20 protein-coding genes are annotated in these 19188 nt (G+C 72.6%); 4 read left to right on the top strand and 16 right to left on the bottom strand.

Annotation, left to right across the window (positions count from 1 at the left end):
- The first annotated feature begins 52 nt into the window (after positions 1-52).
- A complete protein-coding gene (locus AC6EI4_RS13030; protein ID WP_498422109.1) occupies positions 53-718 on the top strand; it encodes a PaaI family thioesterase in 666 nt (221 codons plus the stop codon).
- A gap of 30 nt (positions 719-748) precedes the next feature.
- On the opposite strand, the gene AC6EI4_RS13025 is transcribed toward AC6EI4_RS13030, so the two are convergent.
- From AC6EI4_RS13025 to AC6EI4_RS13005, 5 genes are all read right to left on the bottom strand, one after another.
- A complete protein-coding gene (locus AC6EI4_RS13025; protein WP_498451720.1) occupies positions 749-2461 on the bottom strand; it encodes a serine/threonine-protein kinase in 1713 nt (570 codons plus the stop codon).
- Between the two features lie 51 nt (positions 2462-2512).
- Positions 2513-2914 (bottom strand): MmcQ/YjbR family DNA-binding protein, encoded by a 402-nt coding sequence (locus AC6EI4_RS13020; protein WP_498451719.1) that lies wholly within the window; start codon positions 2912-2914, stop codon positions 2513-2515.
- A 13-nt stretch (positions 2915-2927) separates the two neighbouring features.
- On the bottom strand, positions 2928-4004 hold the full coding sequence (locus tag AC6EI4_RS13015; protein WP_498451718.1) for a branched-chain amino acid aminotransferase: 1077 nt from the start codon (positions 4002-4004) through the stop codon (positions 2928-2930).
- A gap of 84 nt (positions 4005-4088) precedes the next feature.
- Positions 4089-5189: a 3-isopropylmalate dehydrogenase gene (locus tag AC6EI4_RS13010; RefSeq protein WP_498422116.1), complete on the bottom strand. Its 1101-nt coding sequence runs from the start codon at positions 5187-5189 to the stop codon at positions 4089-4091.
- A 10-nt stretch (positions 5190-5199) separates the two neighbouring features.
- A complete protein-coding gene (locus AC6EI4_RS13005) occupies positions 5200-5325 on the bottom strand; it encodes a hypothetical protein (protein ID WP_498422118.1) in 126 nt (41 codons plus the stop codon).
- A 370-nt stretch (positions 5326-5695) separates the two neighbouring features.
- On the opposite strand from AC6EI4_RS13005, the gene AC6EI4_RS13000 reads away from it, so the two are divergent.
- Positions 5696-6262, top strand: a complete 567-nt coding sequence (locus AC6EI4_RS13000) for an O-methyltransferase (protein ID WP_498451717.1) — start codon at positions 5696-5698, stop codon at positions 6260-6262.
- Here the strand turns inward: AC6EI4_RS13000 and yczE are convergent.
- A complete protein-coding gene (yczE, locus tag AC6EI4_RS12995; RefSeq protein WP_498451716.1) occupies positions 6243-6959 on the bottom strand; it encodes a membrane protein YczE in 717 nt (238 codons plus the stop codon). The genes AC6EI4_RS13000 and yczE overlap by 20 nt on opposite strands.
- A 120-nt stretch (positions 6960-7079) precedes the next feature.
- Between yczE and AC6EI4_RS12990 the strand changes: the two genes are divergently transcribed.
- Positions 7080-8348: a TerC family protein gene (locus AC6EI4_RS12990; protein ID WP_498451715.1), complete on the top strand. Its 1269-nt coding sequence runs from the start codon at positions 7080-7082 to the stop codon at positions 8346-8348.
- 38 nt (positions 8349-8386) lie between these two features.
- On the opposite strand, the gene serA is transcribed toward AC6EI4_RS12990, so the two are convergent.
- Complete coding sequence (gene serA, locus AC6EI4_RS12985; RefSeq protein ID WP_498422124.1) at positions 8387-9973, bottom strand: phosphoglycerate dehydrogenase; 1587 nt, start codon at positions 9971-9973, stop codon at positions 8387-8389.
- A 287-nt stretch (positions 9974-10260) separates the two neighbouring features.
- On the opposite strand from serA, the gene AC6EI4_RS12980 reads away from it, so the two are divergent.
- A complete protein-coding gene (locus AC6EI4_RS12980) occupies positions 10261-10398 on the top strand; it encodes a hypothetical protein (RefSeq protein WP_498422125.1) in 138 nt (45 codons plus the stop codon).
- Here AC6EI4_RS12980 and AC6EI4_RS12975 read toward each other — a convergent pair.
- The 9 genes from AC6EI4_RS12975 to ilvC form a co-directional block, all read right to left on the bottom strand.
- Entirely contained in the window at positions 10395-11270 is an 876-nt protein-coding gene (locus tag AC6EI4_RS12975; RefSeq protein WP_498451714.1) for a hypothetical protein, read from the bottom strand. The two genes, AC6EI4_RS12980 and AC6EI4_RS12975, sit on opposite strands and share 4 nt — an antisense overlap.
- Positions 11267-11611: a type VII secretion target gene (locus AC6EI4_RS12970; protein WP_498451713.1), complete on the bottom strand. Its 345-nt coding sequence runs from the start codon at positions 11609-11611 to the stop codon at positions 11267-11269. The genes AC6EI4_RS12975 and AC6EI4_RS12970 overlap by 4 nt, the downstream gene beginning before the upstream one ends.
- Positions 11608-12060, bottom strand: coding sequence for a YbaB/EbfC family nucleoid-associated protein (locus AC6EI4_RS12965; RefSeq protein ID WP_498451712.1), 453 nt, complete (start codon positions 12058-12060; stop codon positions 11608-11610). The genes AC6EI4_RS12970 and AC6EI4_RS12965 overlap by 4 nt, the downstream gene beginning before the upstream one ends.
- Before the next feature lie 127 nt (positions 12061-12187).
- A complete protein-coding gene (gene argG / locus AC6EI4_RS12960; protein WP_498451711.1) occupies positions 12188-13621 on the bottom strand; it encodes an argininosuccinate synthase in 1434 nt (477 codons plus the stop codon).
- A gap of 63 nt (positions 13622-13684) precedes the next feature.
- On the bottom strand, positions 13685-14392 hold the full coding sequence (locus AC6EI4_RS12955; protein ID WP_498451710.1) for a DsbA family oxidoreductase: 708 nt from the start codon (positions 14390-14392) through the stop codon (positions 13685-13687).
- Positions 14393-14438: 46 nt separating this feature from the next.
- A complete protein-coding gene (gene efeB / locus AC6EI4_RS12950; protein ID WP_498451763.1) occupies positions 14439-15758 on the bottom strand; it encodes an iron uptake transporter deferrochelatase/peroxidase subunit in 1320 nt (439 codons plus the stop codon).
- Entirely contained in the window at positions 15755-16897 is a 1143-nt protein-coding gene (gene efeO, locus AC6EI4_RS12945; RefSeq protein WP_498451709.1) for an iron uptake system protein EfeO, read from the bottom strand. The genes efeB and efeO overlap by 4 nt, the downstream gene beginning before the upstream one ends.
- Positions 16898-16956: 59 nt before the next feature.
- On the bottom strand, positions 16957-17850 hold the full coding sequence (gene efeU / locus AC6EI4_RS12940; protein ID WP_498422138.1) for an iron uptake transporter permease EfeU: 894 nt from the start codon (positions 17848-17850) through the stop codon (positions 16957-16959).
- Between the two features lie 162 nt (positions 17851-18012).
- Complete coding sequence (gene ilvC / locus AC6EI4_RS12935; protein WP_498422140.1) at positions 18013-19041, bottom strand: ketol-acid reductoisomerase; 1029 nt, start codon at positions 19039-19041, stop codon at positions 18013-18015.
- Positions 19042-19188: the final 147 nt, after the last annotated feature.

The raw sequence follows: 19188 nt of genomic DNA, 5'->3' as shown, positions 1-19188 counted from the left end.
CCCGGTGGGAGAGCGAACCAGAACACGTTCTCGCGTGTGGCAGAGTGCCCGCATGCTCCAGTTCGTGCACGACCAGCTCACCGACGACCAGGTGGCCGCCCAGGCCGAGGTGCATGCGCCGTTGACGCAGAGCGTGCGCGAGCTGATCGACGCCGTGATCCGCACCGAGGCCGACGCCGAGACCGTCGCCGCCGCCCGCGCCGACATCGAGCGCGTGGTGGCCTCCCTGCGCGAGCGCCAGCTGCCCGGCCCCTACGGGATGCGGGTGAGCACCTCCGGCACGGCGCGGGCCTGGGGCAATGCGGTGATGGGGCTGCGCAACCCGATGGCGCCGCCGCTGGAGATCCACCGTGGCGAGGACGGCGTCTCCTGGACCCGGTTCCATCTCGGTGCCGCCTACGAGGGCCCGCCCGGTCTGGTGCACGGCGGGGTCGCCTCGCTGGTGCTCGACCATCTGCTCGGCCATGCCGCCGGGTTCGACCGCCGCCCGCGGATGACGACCACGCTGACCCTGCACTACCGCCGCAAGACGCCGCTCGGGGCGCTGCAGGCCCGCGCCCACGTGGAGCGCCTCGACGGCACCACCGCCCACGTGGTGGGCCACATCGCGGAGCCGGACGGGCGCGTGACGGTCGAGGCCGAGGGCGTCTTCGTGCTGCCCCGGTGGGTGCGCGAGCTGGAAGACCAGTCGGGCGCGGACGCGCCCCGCTTCGCCTGAGCCCCCGGGCCGCTCAGTGCTCCGGCCCGCTCAGCGCAGCCCGTCCAGGGGCGGCTGCCGCGCCGGAAGCCAGTCCACGCCGCGGGTCTCCCCCACCGAGAGCAGGAGCAGGGCGAGCCCCACGACCAGCGCGGTGGCCACCAGCCAGCCCACCGCACCCGAGCAGACCGGGTGGACGACGCGGTTGACCGGTCCGCTCAGCCGGTCGCTCCCGGGGCCGACCCACAGGCCGAGGGCGAGCATCGTCCCGGCGCCCAGCAGGGTCGGCGCCACCCCCAGGGACGCCGCGTAGCCGAGCAGCGCCGCCGCGGTGGCCAGTCCGAGCGCCCACAACAACAGCAGCAGCGTGCCCGGTACGGCGCGCACCAGGTGCCACGGGGCGGCCACCGAGGCCACCACCGCGTCGTACCAGCGCCGGCCCCGCTGGGCGCGGCGCTCCCCCACCGCACTGGCGGCCAGCGAGCCGCCGCGCAGCAGCCAGACCGCGAGGGCCAGCAGCGTCACCGCGAGGTAGGGGAAGGCGGCGACGCCAGCACCGAGGGCCACGGCACCGCTGCCCACCAGCACCCACCGGCGCACCTTCTCCAGGAACGAGACCGGCGCCGGCTCGGGCTGCCACGCCGCCGGCTCGGCCCAGGGCCCCTCGGGGTCGACCGGCGGCGGCGCCTGGTAGGGCTCGCGCTCGGGGGGCAGGAACGCGGTGGCCCGTGCCGCCGGCTCCTCGTCGGCCCAGCCGTCCTCGACCGGCCAGCCGTCCTCGACCGGCCACGGCTCCGCACCGGCCCACGGCTCCTCGATCACGTCGGTGGCGGCGTCCGCCGGGTCGTCGGCCGCCGGCCCGTGCGGGGGGTACGCCGCGGCGAAGGGCATGGTGAGCTGCTCCGGCTCCATGCTCGCCGCGGCCCCCGGCGCCAGCCGGTCCAGGCGCGGACCCAGCCGGTCCAGCAGCGTGTCGAGCGTGGGGCGGCGCAGCGGGTCGGGATCGAGCGCGGCCTCGACCAGCTGGCGCAGCTCGCGGCCGGCGTCCTCGGGGAAGCCGCGCAGGTCGTGCTCGCCCCGTCGGGCGCGGTCCATGATCGCCATCGCCGGCCCGCGACCGAACGGCGAGCGGCCGAGCGCGGCGTAGACGACGGTCGCCGCCCAGGAGTGCACGTCGGAGGCGGGAGTGGCCTCCTCGCCGTACAGGATCTCGGGAGCGAGGTAGCCCGGCGTGCCCAGCAGCCAGCCGGTGTGGGTGAGCTTGGGATCGTCGGCGAGCCGGGCCAGCCCGAAGTCGATGAGGACCGGGGAGCGTCCCTCCATCAGCACGTTGGACGGCTTGACGTCGCGGTGCAGCACCCCGACCGCGTGCACCGCCTCGAGCGCCTCGGCCAGGCAGCCCGCGAACCAGACCAGGTCATCGCCGTGCACCGTGCCCTCGGCCTGGACGTGGTCGTGCAGGGACAGCCCCGGCACGTAGCGCGTCGCCACGAACGGGATGTCGCCCCAGGGGTCGGCGTCGACGATCTCGGCCACCCGCCGCGAGCGGACCCGGCTCAGCGAGCCGACCTCGCGGGCCAGCCGCTGGCGCGCCTCGTCGTCACCGACCACGTGCGGGCGCAGCACCTTGAGGGCGACGCGCTCGCCGCCGGGCTTGCGGGCCAGGTGCACCACGCCCATGCCGCCCTCGCCGATGCGGGTCAGCAGCGTGTACTCGCCGACCTTGATCGGTCCGGGCGGGCGCGCTGAGGGCGAGGTGGTCACCGCACGAGGTTAGCGCCCGGAGGCAGCGAGACGACCGCCAGCCACGCGGGGTCAGCCCTCGCGGGCGTCGAGCTCGGCGACCCGGCGACGCGGCGCCACCAGCCGGTACGACGCGTCGACGAGCTCGCCGACCTCGGTCCAGTCCGGGCCGGCGTCCAGGTCGATGCCGCGCCACCCGAAGGGCCCGTAGTAGGCCGGCAGGAAGAACCGCGAGTCCTCGTCGAGCGCCGCCACCTCGCCCGGGTCGGCCTTGAACAGCAGCGCGTGCGGGTGCGCCTCGTGCTCGCCGGGTCGCACCTTGACCCCGCCGCCGTACACCGCGAACATCTTGCCCACCCGGAAGGTCGGGCGACCGTGGCTGACGATCTCCTCGGTACCGGGCAGGGCCAGGCAGACCTCGCGCAGGCGCGCGAGCACCCGGTCGTCCTCGTCGAACATCACCGGGTGCGCCATCGCCGCCTCGACCTCAGAGCACCCGGTGCATCCAGCCGAAGGCGTCCTCGGCCCGGCCGTACTGGATGTCGACGAGCGCCTGGCGCAGCCGCATGGTGACCTCGCCGCCCTCGGAGGCGCAGGGGATCTCCCCGCCGTCCCACTTCAGCGAGCCGACCGGCGTGACCACCGCCGCGGTGCCGCAGGCGAAGACCTCGGTGATCGCCCCGCTGGTCACCCCGTCGCGCCACTCGTCGATCGTGAAGCGCCGCTCCTCGACGGTGTGGCCGAGCTTGCCGGCCAGCTCGATGATCGAGGAGCGGGTGATGCCCTCCAGGATGGTCCCGGTCGCCGGGGTCACGATGTGGCCGTCGGCGTAGACGAAGTACATGTTCATCCCGCCGAGCTCCTCGACGTACTTGCCCTCCTGGGCGTCGAGGAAGACCACCTGGTCGCAGCCCTGGGCCGACGCGAGCTGCTGGGCGACCAGGGAGCTGGCGTAGTTCCCGCCGGTCTTCGCCGCGCCCATCCCGCCGCGCCCGGCGCGGGTGTACTCCTCGGTGAGCCACAGCGAGACCGGCTTGACGCCCTGGCTGAAGTAGGCGCCGGCGGGCGAGGCGATCACCATGTAGGTGACGTGCTGGGAGGGCCGCACCCCGAGGAACGTCTCGGAGGCGAACATGAAGGGGCGCAGGTAGAGGCTCTTCTCGCCCTCGGAGTCGGGCACCCAGCGCTCGTCCACGCGGATCAGCTCGTCGACGCTCTGCAGGAAGTCGGCGACGTCGAGCTCGGGCAGCGCCAGGCGCCGGGCGGAGGCGGCGAGCCGCTGACCGTTGGCCTCGGGGCGGAACGTCCACACCGATCCGTCGGCGTGGCGGTAGGCCTTGAGGCCCTCGAAGATCTCCTGGGCGTAGTGCAGCACCGCGGTGGCCGGGTCGAGCGAGATCGGCCCGTACGGCGTGATCCGCGCGTCGTGCCAGCCCTGCTCGGGGGTCCACTCGACAGTGAGCATGTGGTCGGTGAAGTGCCTGCCGAAACCGGGGTTGGACAGGATCTCGGCGAGCCTGGCGTCGTCGACGCGCTCGGTGGCGGAGGTGGTGCTGATCTGCATGAGGGCACGCTATCCAATCGGGGGGAAATGGGGGACGCCGGACACGGGAGACCCGTGCCCGGCGTCGAGGACGCGAGGGTCGGGTCAGCCGGCTACTCGCGCGGCGATGGCGTCGCCGACCTCGGCGGTACGACGGGTGCTGCCCGGCGTCCGCTCGGACAGGTCGGCGAGCACGGCCGCCTCGATCGCGGCCGACTCGGCGGCGTAGCCGAGGTGGTCCAGGAGCAGCGACGCGGAGAGGATCGCGGCGGTCGGGTCGGCCTTCTGCTGTCCGGCGATGTCGGGTGCGGAGCCGTGCACCGGCTCGAACATCGACGGCGTGGTCCGGTCGGGGTTGACGTTGCCCGAGGCGGCCAGGCCGATGCCGCCGGTGATGGCGGCGGCGAGGTCGGTGATGATGTCGCCGAACAGGTTGTCGGTGACGATCACGTCGAAGCGCGCCGGGTCGGTGGTCATGTGGATCATCGCGGCGTCGATGTGCATGTAGTCGGTGGTCACCTCGGGGTACTCCGCGGCCACCTCCTGGAACAGGCGCCACCACACCGAGCCGGCGTTGACCAGCACGTTGGTCTTGTGGACCAGGGTCAGCTTGCGGCGCGGGCGACGCTGGGCGCGGGCGAACGCGTCGCGCACGACCCGCTCGACGCCGAAGGCGGTGTTCACGCTGACCTCGGTGGCCACCTCCTGCGGCGTGCCGACGCGCAGGGCTCCCCCGTTGCCGGTGTAGGGGCCCTCGGTGCCCTCGCGGACGACGACGAAGTCGACCTCGCGCCCGCCGATCACGCTCTCCGACAGCGGCGAGGCCACCCCCGGGTAGATCCGCGAGGGGCGCAGGTTCACGTAGTGGTCGAGCTCGAAGCGCAGCTTGAGCAGCAGCCCGCGCTCGAGGATGCCCGGCGGCAGGTTCGGGTCGTTGGGCTTGCCGCCGACCGCGCCGAGCAGGATCGCGTCGTGGGCGCGGATCTCCTCGAGCACCGAGCCGGGCAGGACCTCGCCGGTGGCGAGGTAGCGCTCGGCGCCGAGGTCGTAGCGGGTCTGCTCGAACTTCACGCTCGCGGGGGCGGCCACCTCGAGCACCTTGAGGGCCTCGGCGGTCACCTCCTGGCCGATGCCGTCGCCGGGGATGACAGCGAGCTTGAGGCCGTGGGAGGCGCCGGCCGCGTGGAGGTTCGAGGAGTCAGTCATGGGCCGGAGCCTAGTTGTCGTCGGGGCGGGCGCCGCCATTGTCTCGCAGGTCAAGCGCCCACTGCACGGCCTCGTGGCTGCGCGGGTTCTCGGGGTTGTGGCTGGCCGGGCCCCACTCGGGATACATGTCGTACATGGTCGTGCTCCTGTCTCTGAGGACGTCGGGTGCTGGGTGCACTGAGGACGCCCCGCGGCAGGGAGAGGAGGAGGTGCTCACGGATCACGTGAGGCAGCCCGGGTCCGTCGGACCAGGAGGGAGCGGGTCACGCCGTGCTGCTGGCGGAGCCGCCGCGGAGGCGTCTTCAGATGAAGGAAGCAAGGCCGTCAACGCCGAACACCGCGGCGAGGTGGCCTTGCTTAGAAGGCCTCGCCGCGGCAGTCGATAAGTACGTAGACGCTCCGCATGATGGAGCACAGTCTAGGTCCGGCCTCCCGGGCCCAGCCGAGGTTCCCCCGCATCTGCTCACGATGCGAGACAGCGGCCGCGGGGTGGAACACTCGACCCCATGAGTCACCCGCCCGAGCTGCCCGGCATCGTCTCCCGCGCCTTCGACGTCTCCCGCAAGGCGGGCTACGTCTCGTTCTGCCGCAACGAGACGGGGCGCCTGCTCGCGACCCTGGCCGCGACCCGCGGCGGGACCCTCGCCGAGTTCGGCACCGGCTGCGGCGTGGGCACCGCATGGCTGCGCTCGGGCATGCGCGAGGGGGCCCACATCCTGACCGCCGAGCTCGACGCCAAGCTGGCCGGCGCGGCCGCGGAGATCTTCGTCGACGACGCGCAGGTCGAGGTGCTGGCCGCGGACTGGTCGACGCTGCGCGACAAGGGGCCGTTCTCGCTGCTGTTCCTCGACTCGGGCACCCCCTCGGAGGTGGGCGTCGACTCGATCGCCGACCTCGTCGAGCCCGGCGGCATCGTGGTGCTCGACGACTTCGTGCCGTGCGAGGGCTGGCCTCCGGTGAGCTACGGCCGGGTCGACACCCTGCGCGAGCAGTGGCTCACCGACGAGCGCTTCACCGCGGTCGAGGTGATGATCGCCCCCGACGCCTCGGCCCTCATCGCGACCCGCCGCTGAGCGGTGCGGCCGGCGTCCCCGCCGACGGCGCCGGGTCCCGCAGCTCGACGGTGAGCCAGGGCAGCAGCAGCTGGGCCAGCGGGCCGATGCTCAGCGCGTAGAGGATCGTGCCGAGCCCGGCCACGCCCCCGAGCAGCACCCCGACGACCAGCACCGCCAGCTCGATCCCGGTGCGCACCACCCCCAGGGGCCACCCGGTACGGCGGGCCAGGCCGGTCATCAGCCCGTCGCGGGGGCCCCGCCCGAACTGGGAGCCGATGTAGAGCGCGGTGGCCAGCGCGTTGAGCACGATCCCGCCGCCGAGCAGCGCCGCGCGGACCCAGAGCCCGTCGGGGGCCTGGAGGACCACCAGCGTGGCGTCCGCCGCCAGGCCCACGACCACCGCGTTGGACACCGTGCCCAGGCCGGGCACCTCGCGCAGCGGGATCCAGGCCAGCAGCACCACGAAGCTGAGCACCACGACCGCCTGGCCGAGGGTGAGCGGCACGTGGCGGATCACCCCGGAGTGCAGCACGTCCCACGGCGAGAGCCCGAGCCCGCCGCGCACCATCAGCGCCAGGGACGCGCCGTACAGCAGCAGCCCGAGGTAGAGCTGGGGCAGCCGGCGCGCGAGCCGACCCGCCCGCAGCTGGTCGATCGGGCCGAGGCTGCTCAGCGGGGCGCGGACCGGGCGGCGGCCGGGAGACGGGGCGGGCACCCCGCCAGTCCAGCAGATCCCCGCCTGCTGGTGACGGCGGCCCTGGTGCCGGGTCGTCGAGGCGAGGCCGCCTGAGGTGGGCGGGGGCAGCGTTACCGGGCGTTGCCTATCGTGAAAGTCATGGAAGCCACTCCCCTCGCCTGGGGTCTGACCATCGCGTTCATCGGGGCCTTGCTGGCCTTCGACTTCGTCTTCCACGTGCGCAAGGCGCACGTGCCGACGTTGAAGGAGGCGGCCATCTGGTCGGCTCTCTACGTCGGGATAGCGCTGTTGTTCGGCCTCGGCGTATGGGTCCTGGCCGGCGGCACCGCCGGCTCGGAGTACTTCGCCGGCTACATCACCGAGAAGGCGCTCTCGGTCGACAACCTGTTCGTGTTCCTGATCATCATGGCCAGCTTCCGGGTCCCGCGCGAGGACCAGCAGAAGGTGCTGCTGTTCGGCATCGTCTTCGCGCTCATCGCCCGCACCGGCTTCATCTTCCTCGGCGCCGCGCTGATCAACCAGTTCGCCTGGGTGTTCTACCTCTTCGGGCTGATCCTGCTGCTCACCGCCGGCAACATGCTCAAGCCGGAGAGCGAGGAGGAGCATTCGGCCGACAACTTCATCATCCGCGTCGCCCGCAAGGTCTTCCACACCACCGACTACTACGACGGCGACAAGATGTTCACGATCCACGACGGCAAGCGGGCGCTCACCCCGATGCTGCTGGTGATGGTGGCCATCGGCGGCACCGACATCCTCTTCGCCCTCGACTCGATCCCGGCGATCTTCGGCCTCACCCAGAGCACGTTCATCGTCTTCACCGCGACGGCGTTCTCGCTGCTGGGCCTGCGCCAGCTGTACTTCCTCATCGACGGCCTGCTCGACCGCCTGATCTACCTCTCCTACGGCCTGGCCGCGATCCTGGCGTTCATCGGCGTGAAGCTGATCCTGCACGCCCTGCACGAGAACAACCTGCCGTTCATCAACGACGGCGAGCACGTGAAGGTGGTCGAGGTGAGCACCGAGCTGTCGCTCACGGTGATCGTCGGCACGCTCGTGGTCACCGTGCTGGCCTCGCTGTTCAGCAAGCGCGGCAAGGCCCAGACCTCGATCATGAACGCGCGACGCCACGCCACCGACTACCTCGACCTCGACTACACCTCGGATCCCGCCGAGCGCGAGCGGGTCTTCCGCGCCCTGCTCGAGGAGGGCGAGCAGATCCGTGCGATGGATCCGAAGTACCGCGCGATCGTGCGCGAGGAGGACGAGCTGATGGCGCTGCTGGAGCGGGCCCGCGCCGAGCACGAGCGAGCGGTCTCCCAGGGCCGTGAGCCGGCCGCTCCCGGCTACCCGTCGAAGGCGGACTCGCTGACGGCCGACCTCCCCAAGCGCGACTCCACGCCGTAAGCCGGGCCCAGGGGCCGGACCCGCCGGGTCCGGCCGGGTCAGCCCAGATCGACCGCGCGCACCAGGTGCGCGTCCATCGAGGTGTGGATCTCCTCGAGGATGTGGGCACCGATCGCGGTGTCGACCGAGATCGCGACCAGCGCCCGGCCGCCCCGGACGTCGCGGGCGACCTGCATGCCCGCGATGTTGATCCGCGCCTCGCCGAGGATGCGTCCCACCGTCCCGACCATGCCCGGGCGGTCCCGGTAGGCCAAGAAGGCAAGGTGGTCGGTGGGTTCGATGTCGAGGTCGAAGCCGTTGACCTCGACCAGCCGCTCCTTCTGGTGGATGCCGACCAGGGTGCCGCTGACGGAGACCTGAGAGCCGTCCGCCAGGGTGCCGCGGATGGTGATCAGGCTGCGGTGGTCGGGGCTGCTCGGGTCGGTCACCAGGCGCACCGCGGTGCCGCGCTCGGAGGCGAGCAGAGGTGCGTTGACGTAGGAGACCTGCTCCTCCACCACGTCGGCGAAGACGCCCTTGAGCGCGGCCAGCTCGAGCACCCGCACGTCGTACTCGGCGATCTCGCCGCGGACCTCCACGTCGATCTGCTGGGCGACCTCGCCGGCGAGCGCGGTGAAGACCCGGCCGAGCTTCTCGGCGAGCGGTACACCGGGGCGCACGTCCTCGGCGATCACGCCGCCCTGGACGTTGACCGCGTCGGGGACCAGCTCGCCGGCCAGCGCCAGCCGCACGGACCGGGCGACGGCGAGGCCGGCGTTCTCCTGGGCCTCGACGGTGGAGGCGCCCAGGTGCGGGGTGGCCACGACGTTCTCCAGCTCGAACAGCGGGCTGTCGGTGCACGGCTCGTGCGCGAACACGTCGAGGCCGGCCGCGGCGACGCGGCCCTCCTTGAGCGCCGAGTACAGGGCCGTCTCGTCGACGATCCCGCCGCGGGCGGCGTTGACCAGCACCAGGTGCGGGCGGACCCGGGCGAGCTCGGCGGCGCCGATCAGGCCCAGCGTCTCCGGCGTGCGCGGGAGGTGGACCGACATGAAGTCGGCTTCGGCCAGCAGCGTGTCGAGGTCGACCAGGCGCACCCCCATCTGCGCGGCCCGCCCGGCCTGGACGTAGGGGTCGTAGGCGATGACCCGCATCCCGAAGGCGCTGAGCCGCTGGGCCACCATCACCCCGACGCGTCCGAGGCCGACGATGCCGAGGGTCTTCTCGTAGAGCTCGGTCCCGGTGTAGCGCGAGCGCTTCCACTCCCCCGCCCGCAGCGCCGCGTCGGCCGGCGCGACGTGGCGAGCCGCCGCGAGCATCAGCGCGACCGCGAGCTCGGCGGCCGAGATGATGTTCGAGGTGGGCGCGTTGACCACCATCACCCCCGCCTGGGTGGCGGCGCGCACGTCGATGTTGTCGAGACCGACCCCGGCGCGGGCGACCACCTTGAGCCGCTTGGCCGCGGCCAGCGCCTGGGCGTCCACCTTGGTGGCCGAGCGGACCAGGAGCGCGTCGGCGTCACCGATGGCGGCGAGCAGCTGAGCCCGGTCGGCGCCGTTGCAGCTGCGGATGTCGAAGTCCGGGCCGAGCGCCTCCACCGTGGCGGGGCTGAGCTCTTCGGCGATGAGTACGACGGGCTTGCTCACAGCGGGATCCCTCGATGCTTCGTTCGTGGATGTCGGACCGCCCGGCGCAGATGCGTCAGCGCTCGTGCACGACGCTGTGCGCCCTACCAGCCTACCCGACCACCGGCTCGGCGAGCCGGTGTCCGCGGCGCAGCCGACGCCCTCCCCGGAGCCCTTCAGGGTGAGCACGTCGAGTTCGTGGCCCGCGAGCCAGGAGAACGACGCGATGTCGGCGAAGGCGAACCAGTGGTAGTCCAGCTGCTGGCCGGTGACGAACGGGGCCGGTCTGCGTGAGCACCGGGCACTGGATGAGCGCGTGGACCGAACGACGCCCTGTGGTGGCGGGCTGGGGCTACACCCCGAGGGCGAACGCCGGCGGCGACACGATGGCGGAGATCACCACGTCGCCGTTCGACGTCGCGTCGGCGCGCCGCGAAGGCTCCTAGCGGTCGTCCAGCCCGGCCTGGTTCTTGGCCGCGTTCGCGCCGACGGTGTAGGCGAGGCTCGCCGGCGCCGGCCCGTGCGGATCGGGACCGCGCAGGCGGAGCCCCTGGCTGACCGGACGGGCCCGGTGCTCGGCAAGCACCCGGCGCAGCGTGCGCTGCAGGGAGGCGACCGCGTCCATCACCTCGTCGAGCAGTCGCCCCAGGCGCCCCATGGTCGCGATCAGGGCGCGGACGAAGGTGGAGACCCGCTCGGTCCACTCGCTCACCTTGGCCACGATCTCGGCGATCGCCCGGGGCGCGTCCGGCGTCAGCAGGCGACCGATCTTGGTGAGCGCGTAGGCCACGCACTCGCTGAGCGCCTCGCGCACCAGCGCCCGCACGCCGGCCACCAGGGAGCCGGCCAGGTCGGTGGCCGACCCGACGCCCTGGGTGAGGGCGCCGTAGCCGTGCAGGACCGCGGCGACCGCCTCCGCGGACAGGCCGTAGGCCTGCGCCGCGACACCGTCCCAGGGCGCCGACGCGGCGCGCGCGGCGCGGGCGAAGTCCTCGGCGTTGTCGTGGATGCGTGCTCCGACGTTGCCCCAGGTGAGCGCGAACCCGTGGATCCGGTCGGGGTCGCCGACCAGGTCGTCGAGCCACGCGTGCAGCGGGTCGAAGCGCTCCATCGCCAGCCCCACCCCGGCGGCCACCAGGGCCCCCAGCGGGTCGACGGCCGCGTTCAGGCTCTCCAGGCTCGAGGCGACGCCGTTCAGGCCGGCCTCGACCCAGTCGCCGCGCCCCAGCGCCTCCGCGGAGGTGGCCATCGCGTCCAGCGGCCCGGCTGCGGTGTGCCAGGAGCGGGAGTCGCCGGCCTGCGCGACCAGCGTGTTCATGTCTCGAGCCCCCAGCGCTCGCCCGCCGCCTCGCCGACGCGGCGCGCGATCCTGGCCAGGCCGTCGAGGACCGCGTCCTCGGCCCCGTCGAAGCCGCCGGCGGCGCCGCGCACGCCCAGCCCGGTCGCCTCGACGACCGTGTTGGCTTCGTGGGCGGCGGCTACGCCGGCCACCTGGACCGGAGCGAGGGCGCCGCCGATGAACGCGCAGATGCGCCCGAACGCCTCCCCCTGCACCGTCACGTGGGCCCCGGCGTCCACCGCCTCACGCCCCGCCTCGGCGATCCGGTCGAGCTCGTCGGCGTGCGCGCGCAGGGCGGCGCTGTCCACCGCGAGGCTCATCGCAGCACTCCGCCGGACGGTGGGGCCGGGCGGTCCGCACGCGGCGGAGCGACCTCCTCGGCGCGGCTCCGGTCCGCCAGCATCCGGGCGAACGGGCGGGTGATCTCCTCGGCCGCCGCGGAGCCCTCGCCGTGGTGCGCGCCGGCGAGCGCCGCGACGTCCTCGCTCATCGTCCGGCGCGCCGCCGCGTTGGCCTCCAGGACCACGCGGCGTACGGCGTGCGGCGGCGCCTGGGCCAGCGCCGGGGAGAGCCACAGGTCGACGAGGCCGCCGCCGTGGCCGAGCGTGACCTGGCAGGTGCCGTCCGCCGAGGAGCCGCGTGAGGTCAGGGCCTCGAGCCGATCGGCCAGCGCGCGAGCCCCCTCGGCCTGCTCGCGCGCCCGGAGGACGAGGTCCTCGACGTAGGCCCGGGCCTGCTCCTCACTCTGCATGCCGGGTGCTGTCGACATCGCGTCCCCCTGCGTCCTGGTCGCCGTGGCCCCGGCCGTGCGCCGGGTGACCACTCCTCTGCCCGAGGCGAGGGCCAGGAAACACCGACTTGTCGAGGCTGTGGACGACGCCGAGGCGCCCGCGGCGTCAGTCGGTGCCGAACTCCATCGCCGCGGCGTCGAGGGCCTCGTCGCTGAGCTCGCCCTCGACCAGCGGGTTCGCGGTGATCCGCTCGGCGCCGCCCGCGGGCAGCTCGCCGAACAGGGTGCCGTTCTCGACCAGCACCTGGCCCTGCTCGACGGGCTGGTTGGCGTACATCTCCAGCTTGGCGCGGGAGTCGGCGATGTCGAGGTTGCGCATCGTCAGCTGGCCGATCCGGTCGGTCGGGCCGAAGGCGGCGTTCTCGGTGCGCTCCATCGACAGCTTGTCGGGGTGGTAGGAGAACGCCGGGCCGTCGGTGCGCAGGATCGTGTAGTCCTCTCCCCGACGCAGCCGCACGGTGACCTCGCCGGTGACCAGGGAGGAGATCCAGCGCTGGATCGACTCGCGGATCATCAGCGCCTGCGGGTCCAGCCAGCGGCCCTCGTAGAGCAGCCGGCCGAGCTGGCGGCCCTGGGCGGTGTAGTTGGCGATCGTGTCCTCGTTGTGGATCGCGTTGACGAGCCGCTCGTAGGCGATCCACAGCAGCGCCATCCCGGGCGCCTCGTAGATGCCGCGCGACTTGGCCTCGATGATCCGGTTCTCGATCTGGTCGGACATGCCCAGGCCGTGCCGGCCGCCGATCGCGTTGGCCTCCTGCACCAGCGCCACCGGGTCGGCGTACGTGATGCCGTTGATCGCCACCGGGCGACCCTGCTCGAAGCGGACGGTGACATCCTCGGAGTCGATCCGCACGCTGGGGTCCCAGAACTTCACGCCCATGATCGGCTCGACGACCTCCAGGGAGACGTCGAGGTGCTCCAGGGTCTTGGCCTCGTGGGTGGCGCCCCAGATGTTGGCGTCGGTGGAGTAGGCCTTCTCGGTGCTGTCGCGGTAGGGCAGGTTGTGGGCGAGGAGCCACTGGCTCATCTCCGTGCGGCCGCCGAGCTCGTGGACGAACTCCGCGTCCAGCCAGGGCTTGTAGATGCGCAGCTCGGGGTTGGCGAGCAGCCCGTAGCGGTAGAAGCGCTCGATGTCGTTGCCCTTGAAGGTGGACCCGTCGCCCCAGATGTCGACGCCGTCCTCGTGCATGGCGCGCACCAGCAGGGTGCCGGTCACCGCGCGCCCCAGCGGCGTCGTGTTGAAGTAGCTGCGCCCGCCGGAGCGGATGTGGAACGCCCCGCACGCCAGCGCGGCCAGCCCCTCCTCGACGAGCGCCGTGCGGCAGTCCACGAGGCGGGCGATCTCCGCGCCGTACGCGCCGGCCCGCGCGGGCACCGAGGCGATGTCGGGCTCGTCGTACTGGCCGATGTCGGCGGTGTAGGTGCAGGGCACGGCGCCCTTGTCGCGCATCCAGGCGACGGCGACAGAGGTGTCGAGACCTCCGGAGAAGGCGATGCCGACGCGTTCGCCGACGGGGAGACTGGTGAGGACCTTGGACATGTCCCCTAGTTTATGCGCACCTTTGCATGTTTATACAATCGGGGGCGCCTCCAGCCGTCCGGATCAGATCGCGCAGCCCTCGGGACCACACGCCGCGGCGTCGTCGCCGAGCGTCTCCAGGGCGGGCCGGGAGTCCGCCCAGGCCCGGTCCAGGGCACGCGCGAACACCTCGACCGGCTGGGCGCCGGAGATGGCGTAGCGCTGGTCGACGACGAAGAACGGGACGCCGCTCGCGCCGTACGCCCGGGCCTGGGCCACGTCGGCGGCCACCTCGTTGCCGTACTCGCTGCCGGCGAGCACCTCGTCGACGCGGCGGGGGTCGAGCCCGGCGCCCACCGCCACCGCGCGCAGCACGCCGTGGTCGCCGACGTTCTCGGCGCGCACGAAGTACGCCGCGAGCAGGGCCTCCTTGAGCGACTCCTGCAGCGCCGGGCCGCCGGCGTCCAGGGCGAGGTGGAGCAACCGGTGCGCGTCGACGGTCTTGGTGTGCACGGTCTCGGAGAGCCGGAAGGCCAGGCCCTCCTCGGCGGCGGTCTCGCTCAGCTGCTGCTGCATCTGGCGCATCGTGGCGAGGTCGGTGCCGTACTTGCGCGACAGCGACACCTCGGTGAGCTCGTGGCCGTGCGCCGGGGCGGACGGGTCGAGCTCGAAGGAGCGGTAGACCACCTCCACCTCGTCGCGCCTGGTGAAGCCGGCCAGCGCCTTCTCCAGGCGGCGCTTGCCGACGTAGCACCAGGGACACACGACGTCGGACCAGATCTCGATTCTCACGTGGGTGCCAACGCCGGGGCCGGTCCGGCTGTTCCCGTCGCCGGGCTCAGCCGAACAGCGACTGCCCGACGTACTCGCCCTCGCGCACCCCGGGCGGGATCGCGAAGAGCGCCGACCCGGTGAACTCCAGGTACTCCATCAGCGTGTCGACCTTCGACATCCGCATCTGGATCGGGATGAAGTGCGTGCGGGGGTCGCGGACGTAGGCCAGGAAGAACAGCCCGGCGTTGAGCCCGCCCAGCGGGTCGCTGCCGTCGACGAAGTTGTAGCCGCGGCGCAGCATCCGCGCCCCGTCGTGGCGGCTGGGGTGCACCACCGCGACGTGGGAGTCGACCGGCACGATCGGCCCGTCCCGTCCGGGCAGGTCGAAGTCGGGCTCGTCGTGCTCCTCTCCCCCCGACATCGGGGCGCCGGTGCCCTTGGTGCGCCCGATGAACCCCTCCTGGTCGCCCAGCGGCTGGCGGTCCCAGACCTCGATGGCCATGTTCACCCGCCGTACGGCGAGGTAGGAGCCGCCGGCGAGCCACTGCGCCGGGTCGTCGCCGGGCTGGACCCAGACGTGCTCCTCGAGGGCCTTGGTCTCCTCGGCCATCACGTTCTTGGTGCCGTCCTTGAACCCGAAGAGGTTGCGCGGGGTCTCCTGCGCCGTCGAGGTGGTCGAGGTCCGCCCGTAGCCCAGCTGCGACCAGCGCACCGCGACGGTGCCGAACCCGATCCGGGCGAGGTTGCGGATGGCGTGGACAGCCACCTGCGGGTCGTCGGCGCAGGCCTGGACGCACAGGTCGCCGTCCGAGCGCGCCGGGTCGAGCCGGTCGGCCGGGAAGTGCGGCATCGGCTGCAGCGCCTCGGGCTGGCGCTCGGCGAGCCCGAAGCGGTCGCGTCCCTGTGCGTCGCGGAACAGGCTCGGCCCGAACCCGAAGGTGATCGTCAGGCCCGCCGCGGGCAGGCCGATGGCCTCGCCGGTGTCGTCGGGCGGCAGCCGGAAGTCGCCCTCCACCGGCCCGATCGGCCCGGCCGGCTCACCGCGGACCAGCCGCTCGGCGGCCTCGGTCCAGGCCTGCAGCAGCGCGATCAGCTGGCTGCGCGAGCCGGTGGTGACGTCGAAGGCCGCGAAGTGCAGCCGGTCCTGGGCGGGGGTGACGATGCCCGCCTGGTGCTCGCCGTGGAAGGCGTAGGTGCGCCGGCCCGGCGAGGGGGCCGGCTCGGCGGCGGCGGTGGCCCGGCCGGCCGCAAAGGCGCCGGCGGCGACGCCGACCGCGGCCGCTCCCCCGCCCACCAGTCCGCGCCGCGAGAGCCCGCCGGCCGGGCGCGGCGCGGGCCGCCCCGGGGGCTCCGGGGCGACCTCGTGCGTCTCGTGCTCGGTCAGGACAGCACCGCCGCGGTGAGGCGCGACAGAGGCTCGGAGAGGGCGTCGACCGACACCTTCAGCTCCTTGACCTCGTCCTGGCTGAGCTCGTCGTATCCACGGAACCCGTCGCCGACGCGCTGCTCGTCGAGGAGCACCTGGAGCTCCTCGAACCGGGTCGAGAGGGTCTCGGCGAGCTCGTCGTCCTTCTTCTCCAGGACCGGGCGGACGCCGTCGAAGGCGACCTTGGCGCCGTCGACGTTGGCCTGGAAGTCGTACAGGTCGGTGCGCGACCAGTACTCCTCCTCGCCGGTGACCTTGCCGGTGGCGACCTCCTCGAGCAGGCCGCGCGAGCCGTTGGCGATCTGGTCGAGGGTGAACTCGAGCTTCTGCAGGCGCTCGTCGAGGGTCTTGGTGTTGGCCAGCAGGTCGTCGGCGTACGTCGCGCGCTCGCGGTCGGTGAGCGGCTGGTAGCCCTCGGCGCGGGCCGGCCACAGGTCCTTCTCGATCAGGTGCCAGCCGGTCCACTTCTGGCCCGGCTCGAGGTCCGCCTCACGGGCGTCCATCTTGGGGTCGAGGTCGCCGAAGGACTCCGCCACCGTCTCGATGCGCTCCCAGTGGACGCGGGCCCGCGGGTAGAGCGCGCGCGCCTCCTCGTCCTGGCCGCTCTTGTACAGGCGCACGAACTGCGCGGTCTTGAGCAGCAGCTGGTCGGACTGGTCCTGCACGTACGCCGCGTAGTTGCTGGTGGCCTGCGCGACCAGCTCGTCGTCGTCGCCGGCCACCTCGACGTCCTCGCCGGAGTCGGTGGCGGTGAAGTCGGCGCGGATCCCCTCGCCCTTCATGCCGGGCTTGCAGGCCGTGACGTACTTCCCGGCGGGCACCGAGACGACCAGCTGGCGCTGCAGGTTGGGGCCGACGTTCTCGACCTCGCCGACGATCCGCAGGCCGTCCTCGGCGAGCAGGTAGAACTCGGTCACCTGGGAGCCGTCGTTGGTGACGTCGAAGGTCAGGTTGCCGGCGGGGGCCTCGACCGCGGAGACCTCGCAGGCGTCGTCGGTGGAGCGGACCGTGAGCGCGCGCTCGTCGCCGGCCTCGGCCGTGGTGTTCTCGGTGCACGCGGCCAGGGCCGGGAGGGCCACCAGGAGAGCGGCGGCCAAGGGGATCCTGCGTAGCTGCATGGGAGCGGTGTCCTTCTGAGGAGAGGAGGGTGGGGGGATCAGGACGACGGCGTGGCCGGCGTCGACCTCTCGGCGGGGGCCGAGGGGCGTGCCGGCGCGGCGCCCGAGCGGCGGTGCACGGCGTACAGGAAGAGGGTCATGGTGGGCACCAGGTAGGCCGCCCAGGCGATCGCCTCGAGCCAGGTGGTGGCCGGGGAGAAGTTGAAGATGCCCTTGAGCAGCGCGGCGTACCAGGTGCTGGGGTCGATGACGTCGGAGACGTCGAAGGCGAGGTCGTTCAGCCCGGGCAGGAAGCGGGCCTCCTGCAGGTCGTGCACGCCGTAGGACAGCACGCCGGCGGCCACCACCACGAGGAACCCGCCGGTCCAGGTGAAGAAGCGGCTCAGGTTGATCGAGATCGCGCCGCGGTAGATCAGGTAGCCCAGCACGACGGCGGTGGCGATGCCCAGGCCGGCACCGAGCAGCGGCTCCCAGGTGGCGGCGACCGGGCCGGCGCCGTCGCGGGTCGCGGCGCGGGTGGCCGCCCAGAGGAACAGCGCGGTCTCGAGGCCCTCGCGGCCGACGGCGAGGATGGCGACCAGCACCAGCGACCAGCGGCTGCCCTCGGCGGCCCGGTCGATCTGGCCGCGCAGCTCGCCGCTGAGGGTGCGCGCGGCGTTCGCCATCCAGAACACCATCCAGGTCACGAAGCCCACCGCGACGATCGACAGCGTGCCGCCGATCAGCTCCTGGGCCTCGAAGGTGAGGCCACGGGGTCCGTAGGTGAGCAGCGCACCGAAGCCCAGGCTGACCGCGACCGCGACGGCCACCCCCGCCCAGATCCGGGGCAGCAGCTCTCGACGCTCGGACTTGACGAGGTAGGCGACCAGGATGCTCACGACGAGCGCGGCCTCGAGGCCCTCGCGCAGCCCGATCAGGTAGTTGGCGAACACCCGCTGAGCATAGCCGGAGAAGATTAGGTTTGCCTAACCTTATTCGGCATGGCGGGCGTCTCTGCGCGCCGCACTGGGAACACGAAACCCCCGCTTCCCACGTGTTCCTTCGTGTGGGAAGCGGGGGTTTCACGAGTTAACTCGTGAAAGCCGCAAGGGGGCTCAGCGCGTCGCGGTGCCCTCCACGTAGTCGGAGTCGTGTGACTTCACCCAGCTCATCAGCTTGCGCAGCTCGCGGCCGGTGGCCTCGATCGGGTGCTGCTCGCCCTTGGCGCGCAGCTCCTTGAACTCCGGGCTGCCGGCGTCCTGGTCGTCGATGAAGCGCTTGGCGAACGCGCCGTTCTGGATGTCGGCCAGGACGGCCTTCATGTTCTCCTTGACGCGCTCGTCGATCACGCGCGGGCCGGAGACGTAGTCGCCGTACTCGGCGGTGTCGGAGACCGACCAGCGCTGCTTGGCGATGCCGCCCTCGTACATCAGGTCGACGATCAGCTTGAGCTCGTGCAGGCACTCGAAGTAGGCGACCTCGGGCTGGTAGCCGGCCTCGGTGAGGACCTCGAACCCGTACATGACCAGCTGCGAGGCGCCGCCGCAGAGCACGGCCTGCTCACCGAACAGGTCGGTCTCGGTCTCCTCGGTGAACGTGGTCTTGATGCCGCCTGCGCGCAGGCCGCCGATGGCCTTGGCGTAGGACAGCGCCAGCGGCCAGGCGTTGCCGGAGGGGTCCTTCTCGACCGCGACGAGCACCGGCACGCCGCGCCCGTCGACGTACTCGCGACGGACCAGGTGGCCGGGGCCCTTGGGGGCGACCATGAAGACGTCGACGCCCTCAGGCGGGGTGATGTAGCCGAAGCGGATGTTGAAGCCGTGGCCGAAGACCAGGGTGTCGCCGGGGACCAGGTTGGGCTCGACGTCCTTGGCGTAGAGGTCGCGCTGGACCTGGTCGGGGGCCAGGATCACGATCACGTCGGCCTCGGCGGCCGCCTCGGCCGGGGTGAGCACCCGCAGCCCCTCGGCCTCGGCCTTGGCCCGGCTCTTGGATCCCTCGGGCAGGCCGATGCGGACGTCGACGCCCGAGTCGCGCAGGGACAGCGAGTGGGCGTGACCCTGGCTGCCGTACCCGAGGACCGCAACGCTCTTGCCCTGGATCAGGGTCAGGTCGGCGTCGTCGTCGTAGAACATCTCAGCCACAGGGGCTCTCCTTCATGGTGTGGATCATGCGTGAATTGTGGTGCTCAGTGAGGAACAGAGGGCAATCGCTGAACATGTCGGGCGAAGTTTCGCCCGCCCGGTTCAGGTTTCCCCGGCCGGCCGGGGAAACCGACAACCCCAGGCCGG

It is taken from the genome of Nocardioides sp. Z43_10 (assembly GCF_059766615.1).
Note: the sequence above shows the minus strand (reverse complement) of the source record. Positions and strands in the feature narration are given on the sequence as shown.